General features: G+C 47.7%; 10 protein-coding genes. 3 read left to right on the plus strand and 7 right to left on the minus strand.

Annotated features, from left to right (window positions below):
- Positions 1–83: 83 nt before the first annotated feature.
- Positions 84–2,012: a poly-beta-1,6-N-acetyl-D-glucosamine N-deacetylase PgaB gene (gene pgaB, locus Q0X97_RS11355; RefSeq protein WP_302067528.1), complete on the minus strand. Its 1,929-nt coding sequence runs from the start codon at positions 2,010–2,012 to the stop codon at positions 84–86.
- 88 nt (positions 2,013–2,100) lie between these two features.
- Entirely contained in the window at positions 2,101–4,500 is a 2,400-nt protein-coding gene (pgaA, locus tag Q0X97_RS11360) for a poly-beta-1,6 N-acetyl-D-glucosamine export porin PgaA (RefSeq protein ID WP_302067527.1), read from the minus strand.
- Positions 4,501–5,005: 505 nt separating this feature from the next.
- On the opposite strand from pgaA, the gene Q0X97_RS11365 reads away from it, so the two are divergent.
- Entirely contained in the window at positions 5,006–5,548 is a 543-nt protein-coding gene (locus Q0X97_RS11365; protein WP_302067526.1) for an isochorismatase family protein, read from the plus strand.
- A gap of 89 nt (positions 5,549–5,637) precedes the next feature.
- Here the strand turns inward: Q0X97_RS11365 and Q0X97_RS11370 are convergent, their stop codons facing one another.
- From Q0X97_RS11370 to pepN, 3 genes are all read right to left on the minus strand, one after another.
- Positions 5,638–6,093, minus strand: coding sequence for a universal stress protein (locus Q0X97_RS11370; protein WP_302067525.1), 456 nt, complete (start codon positions 6,091–6,093; stop codon positions 5,638–5,640).
- Between the two features lie 203 nt (positions 6,094–6,296).
- Positions 6,297–8,075: an extracellular solute-binding protein gene (locus Q0X97_RS11375; RefSeq protein ID WP_302067524.1), complete on the minus strand. Its 1,779-nt coding sequence runs from the start codon at positions 8,073–8,075 to the stop codon at positions 6,297–6,299.
- Positions 8,076–8,490: 415 nt separating this feature from the next.
- Positions 8,491–11,199, minus strand: coding sequence for an aminopeptidase N (gene pepN, locus Q0X97_RS11380; protein ID WP_302067523.1), 2,709 nt, complete (start codon positions 11,197–11,199; stop codon positions 8,491–8,493).
- Positions 11,200–11,397: 198 nt separating this feature from the next.
- Here pepN and Q0X97_RS11385 point away from each other — a divergent pair, with 198 nt between their 5' ends.
- On the plus strand, positions 11,398–11,670 hold the full coding sequence (locus Q0X97_RS11385) for a hypothetical protein (RefSeq protein ID WP_302067522.1): 273 nt from the start codon (positions 11,398–11,400) through the stop codon (positions 11,668–11,670).
- On the opposite strand, the gene Q0X97_RS11390 is transcribed toward Q0X97_RS11385, so the two are convergent.
- Positions 11,671–12,390 carry a factor H binding protein domain-containing protein gene (locus tag Q0X97_RS11390; RefSeq protein WP_302067521.1) on the minus strand — a complete coding sequence of 240 codons (720 nt, stop codon included), beginning with the start codon at positions 12,388–12,390 and terminating at the stop codon, positions 11,671–11,673. It lies immediately after the preceding gene.
- Positions 12,391–12,958: 568 nt separating this feature from the next.
- On the minus strand, positions 12,959–13,852 hold the full coding sequence (locus Q0X97_RS11395) for a factor H binding protein domain-containing protein (RefSeq protein WP_302067520.1): 894 nt from the start codon (positions 13,850–13,852) through the stop codon (positions 12,959–12,961).
- A 255-nt stretch (positions 13,853–14,107) separates the two neighbouring features.
- Here Q0X97_RS11395 and Q0X97_RS11400 point away from each other — a divergent pair, with 255 nt between their 5' ends.
- A complete protein-coding gene (locus tag Q0X97_RS11400; protein ID WP_302067539.1) occupies positions 14,108–15,766 on the plus strand; it encodes a glycosyltransferase family 39 protein in 1,659 nt (552 codons plus the stop codon).
- Positions 15,767–15,833: the final 67 nt, after the last annotated feature.

Consider the following 15,833-nt stretch of genomic DNA (forward strand, 5'->3'; position numbering starts at 1 on the left):
TATTTACTCTCAAACACTGTTACCAATTGTTGATATGCCTGCTTCAGTTTTTCAAACGGCCTATCCGGAGGCCGTCTGAAAAATTACTGTTGAACTGAAAATACAGGTTTAATGGCCTTTAATGCCGGTTGGTTATGGAGGAAGTTATCCGGATAATAAGCAATATTGCGTACCCCATCTTTCTTCAACGCATCAACCCAAGATACGATTTCTTTATCAGGAATAGGTTGTTTGGTATACCAGTTTCTGGTTTGCAAATCGAACACGGTTTTATCCAAAGGAACATTGCTGTTTTTCACATTCTGGGTCAATTTTGCCAGCCAACTTGCTGCATCTTTACTGGTGATCGGTTTTTCACTTTCCAGATAAGGCATAGCCATAATGGCGGTATAAGTGTAGTGATCGGCAAATTTGGGTAGGCTTTGAGCAAACCATTCTCGTGTATCCGGTTGCATAATCAGATTTGCATGCAGACTGCGAACGGTTTTCATTTCATTGGTACCGTTAAGGCTGTATTTCAGTGCAGACTTTTTAAGCAAATCCGAGTAGCGGATCAAATCATCACTTTTCTGTTTTGCCTCCCGTAACAATTGCTCTTCACTACGTTTGCCTTGAGCGATCTTCCCTTCATAATTCGTCAAGAAACCGTCGTCGTGAAAGACCATTCCGTGGAAACGGCTGCTGAAAGCCAAGTCTTCATAAATCTCGGTAACGGCACGGCGGCTTTTTTCACTGTAAGGAGAAAGGCGCAAATAATGATTTTTGCTCGGTTCACCCGTACGGCTGTCGTTAACATAGTCATAGCCTTTACCCAAATCAAACGCCATCATCGGCATCCATGCATATACTTTAACGTTTGAACGGGTAATCAACTGCCATGCCACCCGACTGAACAAGTCTGCTTTCATTTTAATATGGCGGTTAGGGAAATAAACGGCTTCGGCCACACCGTTACGGTCTTCATCTGAGAATGCCTGTAAGTAAACAGTAGTAATACCCAACTTATAAATACGCTCGATCAACTTATCATAATTACGCTCCAGTTGAGCCGGATCCGAATCGTAAAGAGAATCCAAATTAACATGTACGGCGCGCTGGTGCGGCGGTTCGAATGACGTACCGTCCAAATAGTCCTTCATCAAACCGTAGTCCGTTTCGGTATCGATCAGCGCACGCCCTACGCTTCGTTGGTCGGGTGTATTCAAAGTGTTATCGAACAAAGTAAAGTCGTTTTCCAAACCTACGCTGCGAGCAATCCTCTGGGCGGTTTGGTTAAATTGTCCGTAAGGCCATACCAATACATTGGGGCGAACTCCCGTACGCTGTTCGATCACATCTACCGAACGCTTCAAATCGGTATAAATTCGCTTCTCATACTGGGCAGGCGTTTCATAGCGGCCGTTTTTATACATCGGAAACATAGCTGCAAACTGCGAACCATACGGATTGCCCGGATTGCCGTGATGCAGGTCGTGGGTATGCGAAGCAATTTCCACTAATCCACTCTTCTGCATTTCACGCACTTGTTCCCAAGTGAGGAAAGCGGAACGGGGCAATTTTTTATTGCCGTAAGCAATCTGGCCGTTCGGCGGTATTTCCAGCCAACTGGTAACCAGTGCGAATACGGCAGGATAGTTATACGCCTTCAGCAACGGATAGATTTTGGTGTAAAAACTGATATAGCCGTCATCAAATGTAAGCAACACTGGTTTCTCAGGCAACTTTCCACGCCCATTCCGGGCATCTTCAATCTGCTTCCAACTTACCGGCGTATAACCATTGTCACGCAACCAGTTAAAATGTGCCGTCAACCGCTGCACTGTAATAGTTTGAGGAAAATACTGACGCTTTAATTCACCTTTTAATTCCTTTTCCTCTTCCGTTTTAATTACCGGAGCCGTTTCATCAATAACATCGTGATAACACATCACACCATAACGTAGGTCGGCTGCATGGGAAGCACTCAGCCCCAAAGCGAAAATCAGACCGGATAACAGGCTTTTGTATTTCATAATTACTGTTCTGTATCGTTAAATTAACTGAAACAAAATGGTCATTTCAGACGGCATCCAATCTTTTGGAAAAGGCCGTCTGAAACATTTAGTGGAATTTCACATTCAGATTCACATTGCCGAAGTTTTGGTATTCCGGTTTGCCGTCATAAATGGCTTGCTGGCGGCCCAATTCATAACCCAACTTCGCCTGTTTGCCGAATTGCCAATCATGGCCGTATTTCAACATCCATGTATTTTCGGAATTTTCCCCTTCCTGCCAATACCTCCCTATACCTCCGGTAATCTTCTGATCAAGAATAGCGGCATGCACAAAAGGCATGGTATAAGAAAGGTCGAGACTGCCATTAATGCTCTTGTCGGCTTTCGGATTGTAATAATACCTACCGGCAATTTCTTTATTGCGGCTGTAATCTACCGAAAGCGAGCTACCCACTTTCCAACGGTTATGTTGAAATAAGGTACGCGTCAGCCATGTCTGGGCCGTTCGACGGGTATTACCGTCGTCAAATTTCATTACCCCCAAATTCAAACCAGCCCGGGTAACATTAGACGGTGTCAATTCGGCATTTACCGTGTATTCATTTGCATAAACATTTTGGCTCAACGCTTTGATCGGTGTATTGGCACTATTAAGTGCCGCACGTGCAGTCAGACTAAGATAATCGTTCACACGGTAATCAACGCCGGCATTTAAATAAGCTTTGTTATTCAAATGTGTACCTCGCCCTGCTTCTGCATTTAAAGTAACAGGGTAAAGACTGACTTCTGCACCTGCACCTACACGGCCCGCACGTAATACATTACCATTATTGGGATCAGTATCGAATCTTTGAACAACATAAGCTCTGTGCTCTCCTTGGCTTCTCGGGCTATACAGTTTGATTTCTTGATGCCACTCGACCTTGTCTTTCGGAGAGGTCGCTTTTAAAACATTTCCAGAGATATTTAATTGTGCAGCGCGTTCTTTATCATAAAACTTCCAAAAGTCATGGTAATTCAAATCATTACGGTCAATTTCCGACACTAAATCTTGTATTGACGACCAGTCGCCACTATTCAACAGAACAATTCCGGCTTTGTTGTTAGCCCACTTTTGATTTTCTTCTGATAAAAACTCTCTTGATTTGTCAAACCAACGTATGGCTTCGTCTTCATGGCCGTTCCATTGTGCCAACTCGCCACGCAAAACCATGGCCCACGGATCACCCGGATGTTCGGCCAGCCATTCATCCATTAGTTTTATGGCACCTTTCATGTTGCCGCTCCAAGCCTCGAGCCGCACTCTCCAGAAATGATGCTTGTCGTAATACGGGTTTCGAACGTAAACCGTGTGCGTAAAATCGCGGGCGTATTTATCGGGGTTCAGACCTTTCAGATGCTTTTTCGCTTCGGAAAAATGCAGTAAATCCGCATCGGCTTCAATCAAACCTTCGATAATCTCGGGGTCTACTTTGCCTTGCTTGGCCTTTTGTTTTGCCGCTCTGTCGGCCAAAATATTTTTTGCTTCCCTCGGGCTGCCATACATCAGCAATGCAAAAGCGTATTGTTCTTTCACGTAGTCGGGCTGATCGCCTTTCTTAACCAATGCGTGATAATCTTTGATTGCCTGTTTCTCTTTACCTACGGCAATCGCTGCCGCCATACGGTCACGCAGGGCTTGGGTGTGCAATGCACTACCCGCCGGAGCTTTATCGACAATTTCACTCAAACGCCGGTAAGCGGCATGCAATTGATCGGATGAAGTGGTGGGGCGGGCACTGCGCAGCAGCACAACCGCTTGGGTTTCTTTCAACCACAAACGGTCTTGTTCGCTGAACAGTTTCGGATACCGCTTCAGTAGGCGTTCCTGCTGCGGGAAAGCCTGCAAGCGGGCGGCTAACCGGTAAAGTTGGATCACGGCTTCATGATCGTTAGGATTGGCTTCGAGCTGCTTCTGCAAATCCGCCATACGCTCCGTGATGGATTGCGTACGCAATTTCAGATACTTTTCAGCATCTTGAATGTCTTTATCGTTTCCGAAACGACGACGGTATTCGTTAATTTGTTTTTGCGAACCGGAATAATCCGCAGCATCCACGGCAGCCAATGCGCCGCCGAGATATCCGATTTTTTTACCGGGTGCTTTGGTTTGCAACCGCTTATACAGGCTTACCGATAACGGAAACTGTTTGCTGTCTCGGGCTGCTTTGGCCAAATTTTCCAATTCGTCGTTAGAAAAATCTTCCAAACCGCATGTGGTACATACCGCCAAAGCCTCCGGGAATTTCTGCTGACGCACCAACAGTGCAATCAAATCTGCCCGCACTTTGGGATCACGGTTTTCAGCGTACAATTTTTTCAGCGCATTTACTGCTTCTGCCAGTTGCGCATCGCCGCTGCGAGCGTGGATTACCCAACGTTCTCTCTCTGCCTGAATATCTTTGGCTGCGGCAGTTAAAGGAATTGCTGCAAGGGCTACAGCAATGTAAAGTGGTATTTTTTTCATGATGCTCACTATCAATAATCGTGATCAAACAGAAAATATCTTATAAAGTGAAGATATTTAAGTGAAACAAATCAGGACGTTTTGAAATGTGTCGAAAGAAGCCGGAAATCTGGCTTAAATTTATTTCTAATCAGAGTTACGGCCAGCTTATATTAGCCAGATGAAAATTGCTGACGTTACACTCTAACGGTCGGTAAGCCAAACTAACGGAATTTGACTATGCCATTGAAATAATTTCATTAGAAGTAATAACTTAAGATAATAAAATAAGGAAATAATTATTCCACCTTTTAACTTATTAAAAAGACAAGAATTTATATTCAAAAAAACTTGCGGATTCTGCTTCCGTTGTATACCCAAAGAAAAGACGGATATCGGATAAAATAATTAATCCGACTTAAGATATTGATTAAGCATATAATTAACTTGAGCGTTGCATCCGCGCATCATATAGAGGAAACGAAACAGACTGAAAACCGATCATTCCATGAACCAAGGAGGAAAAATGAAACACTTTAGCCCTCAAAATACCATCTGTATCGTAGTGGATATTCAGGAACGCCTTACTCCGGCCCTGCACGCCGCTGAAACCATGATAGAGCGCAGCCGCGTGCTGTTGCAGGGCTTGCAGGCACTCGGCGTGCCGCTTGTTGTTACCGAACAATATCCCAAAGGGTTGGGGCCTACCGTTCAAGCCATACAACTGCTGTTAAAAGATGCGCCCGTTTTCGAGAAAACGCGGTTTTCCGCTTATATCGATGAAGTGCGGGAAGCAATCCGCGGACATCGGGCGGAAAATGTGATTTTGGTGGGTGCGGAAACACATATATGTATGCTGCAAACCGTGTTGGACTTGCGTTCAGACGGCCTCAACGTCTATGTGCCGTTCGAATGTACCACTTCACGCAATCCGGCCAATAAGGAAAATGCCTTGCTGCAAATGCGTGCGGCAGGTGCGGTGGTGTCGAATGTGGAAAGCGTGCTGTTCCAAATTCTGGGCGATGCCAAACACGAAGCGTTTAAAACGGTTTCCAAGCTGATCCAATAAGCTGCTTAAATGAGGCAATAGACAAGGCCGTCTGAAAACTTTTTCAGACGGCCTGCCGTTTCTCTATCTCTCTTTATATAAAACTTGGCTTAATCGTCTTTGCGGCGTACCAACAATACCGGCACATTGGACTTGCGGATAACGCCTTCGGCAACCGAGCCTAACAGAAGGTGCATCAAACCGGAAAAACCGTGCGTTCCCATCACGATCAGGTCGCATTTTTCCTCTGTTGCCTGCTCTACCAGCAAATCGGCAATTCTGTCGCCTGCGCTTTCCAGAATCAGCGTTTCGTGTTTTACGCCCACTTTCTTTAATTCTTCGGACGCACGTTTCAGCACTTTCACACCGGTGTTTTCAACTGCTTTACGTAAAGCTGCGGCATCGGTAAAACCGGGAGCACCCCAATCAAATTGCCCCAAGTCCACAACATGCACCGCCACCACGGTGGCATCTATCGCCTGAGCCAGACTGCATGCCTCTTTCAGAGCCTGCAAAGAAGTTTGGCTGTCGTCAACAGGAACCATAATGCGCTGATATTGATACATAACGTACCTCCTTTGTCGGTGTGGTAAACAGTTTTCCGCTTTTCAGACGGCCTGCATGGGCCGCCGCGTTTGGAAAGGAAATAATCAAGAGTCTGTATTATGTGACAACTGCTATCGGCATAAGTTGCGGCAGTATGGGATTAAATTGTTTTAAATCAAAGTTTGAGGCCGTCTGAAATCATGACTTTTCAGACGGCCTCCGTTTACCGTTTTATCCACCCCGAACCCAACGCCCAATCCATCGCACCGTAAGCACCTTTCGGACGGCGGTCGGGAATGCCCAGCGTATCGCGGTACACCACGCGGTGGCGGTCGGAATACCAATTCGGCACGATAATATATTGGTGGCGTATCACCCGATCGAGTGCGCGGGCGGACGCAACCAGCTCGCTGCGGCTGGAAAAACTTTCAAAACGTTTGAGCAGCACTTCCACAGCAGGATCGCACACTCCCGCCCAATTGCGGGCGCCGTCGGTTTTGGCGGCGGCGCAACTGAAATAGCCGAACTGCTCGTTACCCGGGCTTTCGCTGTTGGCATACACCACCACCGTAATATCGAAATCGAAGTTGTTCACCCGCTTCTGATATACGGCGGGGTCGGCAAGGCGCACGTTCATTTTCACACCGATTTTGGCCAGATCGCGCTGCCATTTCGCCACTACCCGTTCATAGGTTTTGCTCGAACTGAGAAACTCCAGCACCAACGGCTTGCCCTGCCCGTCTACCAACGCTCCGTTACGGTAACGGTAGCCCGCCTGCTCGAGCAGCGCACGGGCTTTGAGCAGATTGGGGCGGACTCCGAGCAGCGGATCGGTTTCCGGCGGCTCGGGCACATTCTGTGTGAATACGGCGGCCGGCAATTTCGAACGCACGGTATTTAAGACGGCCATCTCTTCTCCTTCGGGTTTGCCCGAAGCCGCCATTTCGCTGTTGGTAAAAAAGCTGTTGCTGCGGCGGTAGGCTCCGTAAAACAGGCGCGTATTGGTGCTTTCAAAATCGAAACTGAGCACCATCGCCTGCCGCACGCGGATATCGTCGAACGGCTTGCGGCGCATGTTCATCACAAAACCCTGCATCCCGGCGGTACTCTTCTGCGCCCATTCGTGCTTGTGCAGACTGCGCTTTTCCAGCATGTGTTCCGGGTAGGCGCGCGCCCAGTTGCGGGCGACGTTTTCCTGCATGAAATCGTAATGCCCGCCTTTAATGCCCTCGATACGCACGCTGTCGTCTTTATAGTATTTGAAACGCACCCGATCAAAGTTATACATACCTTTGCGTACCGGCAGATTTTGCGCCCAATACTCTTTATCGCGCTTAAACTCGCTCAACCGCCCGCCGTCCGCTTTATGGAAACGGTAGGGCCCCGAACCTATGGGCAGTTTGTTTGCCGCCGCAGCCAGCCCGTGCGGATAACTTTTGTGCGAAAACACCGGCAATTCGCCCAAAATCATATGCAGCTCCGCATTGCGTTTTTTAAAACGGAATACCGCCGTACGCGCATCGGGCGTTTCCACCCGCGCCACGTCCGCCCAATAGAATTTATACAGCGGGGCGGCGGCAGGGTCTTTGGTCAAAATATCAAACGATGCCGCCACATCTTTCGCCAGCACCGGATCACCGTTATGAAAACGCGCTTTCGGATTGAGTTTGAACGTTACCGACAGGCCGTCTGAAGCCAAAACGATATCCTGTGCGAGCAAACCGTACATGGAAAACGGTTCGTCCAACCCTTTTACCGTCAGTGTATCCAACGTCAACGCCGCCACTCCCGCTTCGTGATCCCCCTTGAGCGTAAACGGATTCAGCGTATCAAAACCGCCTGCTATCGGCAGTGAAAACGTACCGCCTTTCGGCGCATTCGGGTTCACATACTCAAATGCCTTGAAATCCGCGGGATAAGCAACCGGCTGTCCCAAACCCAATCCGTGGGCGGCATAAGTCGCCGTGGAAAAAAACAGCAACCATATAGAGAATAATTTCATAACGTCATATCTGTTTATCACAACCGAACGGCGTATTGTAGCCTAAAAAAACTGCCGGACACTTTTTCAACACCGGCTGATACCGTGCATTTACAAGCATCATTTCAGGTTGGCAAGTTTGACGGCAAAGAAAAACGTACCTCCCGCAAAATGGCTTTGACGATAGCAGGCAATCTATTTCCTTGATGATTATTTCAATAGCTTCAATCATAAAGGCATTTAGAAAGAAGAAGGCCGTCTGAAAAAGTGTTTTCAGACGGCCTCCAGCGCATGAATTGCCATCCCTCTGATGATAGGTATCTTTAGCCGCACACCCTACTCATCAAGCCGACAGGAATCTTTGGAACCAACCGAAAGGCCGTCTGAAAAATTTCAGACGGCCTCTTTGCATCCAACCGGTTTTACACCGACCCGCTTACGCCAGAATTTTGCCCACAATCTCGGCAACGTCTTTCGACAAACCTTCTTGTGCCTGAATCCGTTGCAGTTGTGCCTTCACCAACCCGCGGCGGTTCGGTTCGAGCTTATTGCATATATTGAACGCCTGCACCAAACGGGCGGCCACTTGCGGGTTGAAGCGGTCGATTTCCATCACTTTTCCGGCGATAAATTCATAACCGCTGCCGTCTTCCGCATGGAAATGCGGCACGTTGCGCGAGAAACTGCCCAGCAGCGAACGGGCTTTGTTCGGGTTTTCCAAGCTGAATTTCGGATGGCTTAAGGCCGTCTGAACCTGTTGCAGGGTATCGCTGCGGTGGCTGCTGCCGATCAGAACGAAATATTTGTCCATCACCAGCGCATCATCGGCATAACGTTCGGCGAATCGGTCGAGCAGACGATTGCGGCCTTCTTCTTCCAAATGGTTCACGGTATTGAGAATGCTCATCTCATGGGTCATATTGCGGGTGAGCTGTTCGTAGCGGGTAATGTAGTCTTTCAGGCGCGTGCCTTCCAATTTTTCAACCGCCGCCGTTTGCGCTCTGAGTTTGCTGTCATAAGCCGCCGTGTTAATCATCGAATGACGCTCTTCGCGGATGGTCAGCAAGCGCACGGCCGCCAACAGGCTGCGCACGCCGGCCAATTCGGGATGGTATTCGTAAGGCTTGGCGATGCCGCTGTCTTTTTCCTGCGCCAATGCCCATGTACGCACGGCTGCCAGTTCGTTGATGCAGGATTTGGCAAGGGTGTTCAGCAGGGCTTCGCGCGCTTGGTAGTAGTGCTGCGGATTGATGTTTTCCGCACCGTCCCACAGCTCGGATTCAGACGGCACGCCCAACAGTACGGCTTTGAATGCGGGGTCTAAATCCTGTTGCCGCAACACCTGTTTTACCGCCGCAGCCAAACCTTCGTGCTCGGGCATGGCGGTTTGATTCCCAATGGCCTGCAAATTGGCCTGCACCGCGCGGCGGTAAAGGGTTTGACCGGCTTCCCAACGGGCAAAGGCATCGGTATCGTGTGCCAGCAGCAAGGTTAAATCTTCGTCGCTGTACGGATAATTTAAATGAACCGGCGCGCTGAATCCGCGCAGCAGCGACGGCACCACGGCTTCGGTTACGCCGTGCAACACAAATTCCTGCTCGGCCTGTTGCAGCAACAGCACGGCTTCGGTTTGCGCTTCGGCATTTTCAGACGGCCTGAATGCCACCGCTTCGCCTTTGCGGTTCAACAAACCGATTTTCACCGGCATCATCATCGGCTGTTTTTCCGCCATATCGGGCGTGGCGGGAACGGTTTGTTTGACGTTTAAAATAAACGTGTCGTCAGCCTGATTCAGACGGCCTGACACATCCAGCACGGGCGTTCCGGCTTGGCTGTACCACAAGGCGAATTGGTCGAGGTTGATACCGTTAGCATCGGCCATCGCCGCACGGAAATCATCGCAGGTAACCGCCTGTCCGTCGTGGCGTTTGAAATACAGCGCCATGCCTTTCTGAAAACCTTCTTCACCCAGCAAGGTGTGATACATACGCACCACTTCCGCGCCCTTTTCATAAACGGTCATGGTGTAGAAGTTGTTCATCTCTTCATAAGAGGCGGGGCGGACGGGGTGCGCCGTCGGACCGGCATCTTCGGGAAACTGATGCTGGCGCAGCATACGCACGTTGTCGATACGCCGCACGGCGCGGCTGGCGCGGTCGCCGGAAAATTCCTGATCGCGGAATACGGTAAGACCTTCTTTAAGCGAAAGTTGGAACCAATCGCGGCAAGTTACGCGGTTGCCGGTGTAGTTGTGGAAATATTCATGCCCGATCACCGATTCGATACCTTCAAAGTCGAAATCGGTGGCGGTGCGGCTGTCGGCAAGCACATATTTGGTGTTGAAAATGTTCAAGCCTTTGTTTTCCATCGCACCCATATTGAAGTCACCCACCGCCACGACCATGTAGATATCCAAGTCGTATTCGAGGCCGAAACGGGTTTCGTCCCAACGCATGGCATTTTTCAGCGACTCTACCGCAAAACCGACTTTGCTCTTGTCGGCTTCCGTCGTGTAAAACTCAATCGCTACGTTTTTGCCGCTGCGGGTGGTAAAGGTGTCTGCGGTCAAAGCCAAATCGCCCGCCACCAACGCGAAAAGATAACTCGGTTTGGCAAACGGATCCAGCCATTTCACCCAATGGCGGCCGTCTGAAAGCTCGCCGCCGTCAATCTTGTTGCCGTTGGAAAGCAGCACGGGGTAGCGTTTTTTGTCCGCCACGATGGTGGTGGTGAATTTCGACATCACATCGGGGCGGTCGGGATAGAACGTGATTTTGCGGAAACCTTCCGGCTCGCATTGGGTGAACAGATTGCCACCCGAAGCATACAAACCCATCAACGATTTGTTTTCAGACGGCCTGATGCGTGTTTCGATTTCGAGAATAAAGTTTTCAGACGGCACCTGATCGATCGTGAGTTTCTCATCGACCAACGTGTAGCTTTCGACGGTTTCGCCGTCGATTTTAATGGAGAGTAACTCTGCCGAACCGTCCAACACCAAAGGTTCTCCCGATCGCTTCGGCCCCACCACCAAACGCGCTTTAACGGTTGTGTGCGGCTCTTGGATGTCAAAATGCAAATCGGTTTTGCAGATATGATAAACAGGAGATTGGTAATCTTTCAGATAATGGACGGTTTTAGTCATAGGATTCTCTTTTCATTTTCGTTTCGGATGATGCAGAAAATGCAGTAAGTAAAGTTGTATAAAATTTTTTTACCTTCTGCATGCAATACCGTTGCTATATGGTTTCAGACGGCCTTTATTCAATAGAGGCCGTCTGAAAATACCGTTCTAACCGTGAAAACTTTCCGGCCATATTCAGACGGCCTTCTTGCCATTGCGATGAACCCGAAGCAGGCAGCGACATTAATAATAGCCATAAAAATTCATATTTCACGCCGTGTTATTTGGTTTCGACCCAAAACAGGCGATTTTACCGGCCGCCCAAACGGCAACAGAGTCGGTTTTATGCCAACCTCCCCACCCACAAGCCATTGCCTTGCATGGACTTTTTCAAAGCTGTCTTTGTTGCCGAATCGCTGCCTGTTTATCTGCCAAAATAAAAAACCGTCTGAAAACATTTCAGACGGTTTTTTATTAGGGGACGGGCGTTAATTATTTTTTATCGATCAATTTACCTGCCACACCAATTTCGCCGGTACTGTGATATACCATACCGCCGATTTCTTCAGCGTTTTTACCGAAGAGAGCCAAGCGATAATCATCGCCCAAATCGGTTTTACCCGCAAAACCTTTACCACGCAGACCTTCTTGATTAAACAAAACCGGGCCAAGTTTGGCTTCTTGCAGCGTAATATCTCTGAATTCTTTGAAACCGCTTACTTTACCGCTGCCGGTACCTTTATCAAAGTTCACGCTGTAAGCCAATGCACCTTCTTCCGTGCGGCTGAACGCCTTACCTTGATAGTTATAAGTACCTTGGGTAGGTAAAACTTGGGTAAACGCACCTCTGATTTTGTTTACGGTCATCAACAAGGGAGCATCTTGTCCGCCTTTGGGCATGCTGCTCGTGATAATCGAGTATTGCTGACGGTAAATTCGGCTGCTTTCACCTGAGTCCGCATCTGCCAAAGTCAACACTTTGCCTTGTTCCAGTTCGGCCACTTTGTAAGCCTTACCGCCCAAGTTGATGGTGAAATTTTCATCGTAAGCAGCCGCTTTACTGCCTTGTGCGGCATTTGAAGTTTGATTAGCTGATGCGAACTGTGCAGTGGCAGTAGAAGCAGTTGAGGGAGTACCGCCTCCACCTCCGCCACAAGCAGCCAAGCCGAGTGCGATGATTGTTGCTAAACCGATTTTTTTGTGAATAGACATTTCCGTAATCCTCGTGTTTGTATTTTCTTAACTATATTTAACAGTAGCTGTTTGCCACAGCGTTATATTAGCAATTATCAACATAATTTAACAACCGTTAAGCGAAAAATTCTACCGTTTATATTAATTTTATGCTTTTTAAATATTTATTACGCGTATAAAATTCCGAAAATTATAAAATAATATGCATATGTCTTTTTTTAATTTGCATAAATGCATGTATCATTTATATTTTTTAATAAACAATATTTTTTTCAATTTTATGCCTTTAAACTTATAACTCTTGTGTTTTAATTACAACACGAACTATTTTTCTCAATAAAAGCCATATCAGACATTATTCCCCCTTACACTAATTTTCAAAAATATCTATTTGTTTACAAAAACTTCCTAGAAAACTTATTTGACGACCTTCTTTAGTCGGCCATTCCCAAACAACCTTCATAGTGTTATATGTCCCTTGATATAAATCAAAATACAATTATGAAACTTCACTTTATAAAGACTATGCGAACAACAAAAAGGCCGTCTGAATGAGTCAGCCGGCCTTTTCCGACAATACCAACCGTTATTTTTTACCGGTTACTTTACCGGCAATACCGATTTCACCGGCGGAATGGAACACCTTCCCACCAATTTCTTCGGCATTAGGGCCAAAGAACACCAAGCGGTAGTCTTCCTCACGTTTCACTCTATTGCCGTTTTCAACAACGGAATATTCCGTTTTACCGACAATACCCCGCACTTTTTGCAATCCGCTGCCATCCAGTTTATTGTCGATCATCAAATTACCGATGTTGCCTTCTTTCAAAGCAATATCGCTGATTTCTTTAAAACCGCTCACTTTACCGCTGCCGGTACGTTTATCGAAGTTGACACTATAATCCAGTTTACCCGTTTCGGTACCGCTGAACGCTGTGCCTTGATAAGTATAAGTACCTTGAGTCGGCAATGTTTCCGTAAAGTCGCCTTTTATCAATCCGATGGTTAAAAGCTGCGGAGTAGTCATACTGGGCTGCCCCAAATAACCCGCAATAATCGAATGATTCTGGCGATAGGCGCGAATCGTACCGCCATTATTACTGTCAACAACGCTCAAATTAGATTTCTGGAAATCATCCAATACGATTTTGCCGCCGCCCTTATGCGTATGTCCGTTGATTGTTACCGAATAATTTTGGGCTTTTTTATGAGTAGGCTTGGAAGCTCGCGGAGTTAGGTTTGATAAATTAGCAGCCTGATTTGAAGTATTGTTGCCAGCTTGTTGATTGCTTGTCGGCGAATTTTGAGCGCGGCGAAATTGAGAATTGCCGGTTGTCGTCGTAGAGCTTGAAGTTGAGGTAGTGGTTGTCGAAGTAGTAACCGGTTTGTCGTCCCCTCCGCCACTACCGCAGGCAGCCAAACCACAAACAGTAAATATTACAATACTTGCTTTCAAACAAGCAAAATACTTAACATGCATACTATTTCCTTAGATATTAAAAACAATGTATCTTACCCGCTGAAAAACAATTTAACAACACCTCAAGCATAAAAATAGACCATTTATTCTAAAAAATGAACTCGGAATAGCATAAAAGCATAAAATGACATCATTCTTTACTTTTCGCTATTCTACGTAAACATCTGCCGTTCTCCTTATTCAACCGGAAAAATCCATCCCGCCCCGACGGGTAATTTGTTACACTTGACACACTTTACTTCCCCTCTCCAACCCATGCTTACCTATACCCCACCCGAATCCCGTCCTGTCGCTCCAACCCATGAAAAACCTTGGTTGCTCCTGCTGTTGGCATTTGCTTGGCTGTGGCCGGGTGTTTTTTCGCGTGATTTATGGAATCCTGCGGAGCCCACGGTTTTTACCAGCCTTGAAGCTCTGGCGAGTCACGGATCAATGTGGCTGCCGACAGTATTCGGACAGCCTTATTTCAAAGTGTCTCCCGTATATTTATGGGTTGCAGTATTGTTCCAAAAATTACTCTCTCCTTGGGCCGCCGATGCTTATGCGTCTGCGCGTTTCGCCAGCGTAGCATTCACGGCTATCGGGCTGACTTGCTGCGGCATGGCCGGTTTCCGCTTTTTAGGCCGCCATCAAGGTCGTAGCGTCGTTTTGATTTTAATCGGCTGCGTCGGCCTGATTACTATGGCGCATTTCCTCGGCAGCATGTCGGTAGTGTTCGCAGCGTTAGGCATGTGTCTGTATGGATTCTCATTAGCGCCCAGTCGAGTGATTATGGCCTCGCTGCTACTGGGCGGCGGTTGGGTTTTATTGTCTCTGTCAGCCGGTTTTCTACTGCCGGCCGCCTTGATGCTCATGTCGCTGGGATTGCTCTTTAACCGCCATTGGAAAAGCAAACGTTGCTATATCACATTAATCGGCGCATTTGCCGTTGCCCTGCCGCTGTTGCCGGTTTACCCGTTTGCACTTTATAAAACTAATCCGGCGGTTTTTGAGTTATGGCTGCAATATCATTTATTCGGTGAATTTGGCGGTACAACCTCTTTTCAGACGGCCTTTTCATTAGGCTATTATTTGAAAAACCTGCTGTGGTTTGCTTTACCGGCATGGCCTCTTGCGATATGGACAACCAGCCGAACCAAGCTAACCGAACATCGTTGGGGTATTCTAGCATTGGTATGGCTCGGCACTGTCGGCATTCTACTAAGTATCACGCCCCTGCAATTTCAAGACAATCTGATTTGGTTGATGCCTCCTCTCGCTCTTATCGGTGCCGCACAACTAGACGGCTTAAGGCGTGGGCCGGCGGCGTTCTTCAACTGGTTCGGCATCATGACTTTCGGGCTGTTTGCCATCTTTCTATGGATAGGATTTTTTGCTATGAACTACGGTTGGCCGGCAAAACTTGCCGAACGCTCGCTGTACTTCAGCCCGTACTACACTCCTAAAATCAGTACCGTACCGATGCTGGTTGCTATTTCTTTTACCCCTGTATGGTTATGGGCCATCACTCGGAAACATATCCGCGGCAGGCAAGCGGTAACCAATTGGGCGGCAGGTGTTACTTTAGTATGGGCGTTGATGATGACGCTTTTCCTACCCTGGCTTGACGCTGCCAAAAGCCATGCTCCCGTTGTTTCTCAAATGGAAGCCGCTTTATCACCGGCCTTAAAGCAATCGCTTTCAAACGGCCAAAACTGCATCAGCATCGACAAAAATGCCACCACGGCTCGTATCGCTTGGACGCAATACAGTTCTCTAAAACTGAATGTCGACGATTCCGCCTGCCGTTACCGCTTAGTTCAGCAACCCAAAGACAGTGCCGCTCCCCAAGGCTGGCTACTACTCTGGCAAGGTGCACGCCCGCGCAACAAAGTTGAAGGCTTCGCCCTATTGGAAAAACTTCCCAAATTCTAAGCTGGTTCATATACCCTGTATTACCTGTCATACAGCTTATGCCGTCAAAACATAAGCCAAAATAAAA

The organism is Neisseria sp. MVDL19-042950 (genome assembly GCF_030504625.1).
Classification (GTDB): Bacteria; Pseudomonadota; Gammaproteobacteria; order Burkholderiales; family Neisseriaceae; genus Neisseria.

Excerpts from the sequence above, each read along its gene's own strand:
- pgaB (WP_302067528.1), bottom strand. The coding sequence starts at position 2,012 with ATGAAATACAAAAGCCTGTTATCCGGTCTGATTTTCGCTTTGGGGCTG.
- pgaA (WP_302067527.1), bottom strand. The coding sequence starts at position 4,500 with ATGAAAAAAATACCACTTTACATTGCTGTAGCCCTTGCAGCAATTCCT.
- Q0X97_RS11365 (WP_302067526.1), top strand. The coding sequence starts at position 5,006 with ATGAAACACTTTAGCCCTCAAAATACCATCTGTATCGTAGTGGATATT.
- Q0X97_RS11370 (WP_302067525.1), bottom strand. The coding sequence starts at position 6,093 with ATGTATCAATATCAGCGCATTATGGTTCCTGTTGACGACAGCCAAACT.
- Q0X97_RS11375 (WP_302067524.1), bottom strand. The coding sequence starts at position 8,075 with ATGAAATTATTCTCTATATGGTTGCTGTTTTTTTCCACGGCGACTTAT.
- pepN (WP_302067523.1), bottom strand. The coding sequence starts at position 11,199 with ATGACTAAAACCGTCCATTATCTGAAAGATTACCAATCTCCTGTTTAT.
- Q0X97_RS11385 (WP_302067522.1), top strand. The coding sequence starts at position 11,398 with ATGAACCCGAAGCAGGCAGCGACATTAATAATAGCCATAAAAATTCAT.
- Q0X97_RS11390 (WP_302067521.1), bottom strand. The coding sequence starts at position 12,390 with ATGTCTATTCACAAAAAAATCGGTTTAGCAACAATCATCGCACTCGGC.
- Q0X97_RS11395 (WP_302067520.1), bottom strand. The coding sequence starts at position 13,852 with ATGCATGTTAAGTATTTTGCTTGTTTGAAAGCAAGTATTGTAATATTT.
- Q0X97_RS11400 (WP_302067539.1), top strand. The coding sequence starts at position 14,108 with ATGCTTACCTATACCCCACCCGAATCCCGTCCTGTCGCTCCAACCCAT.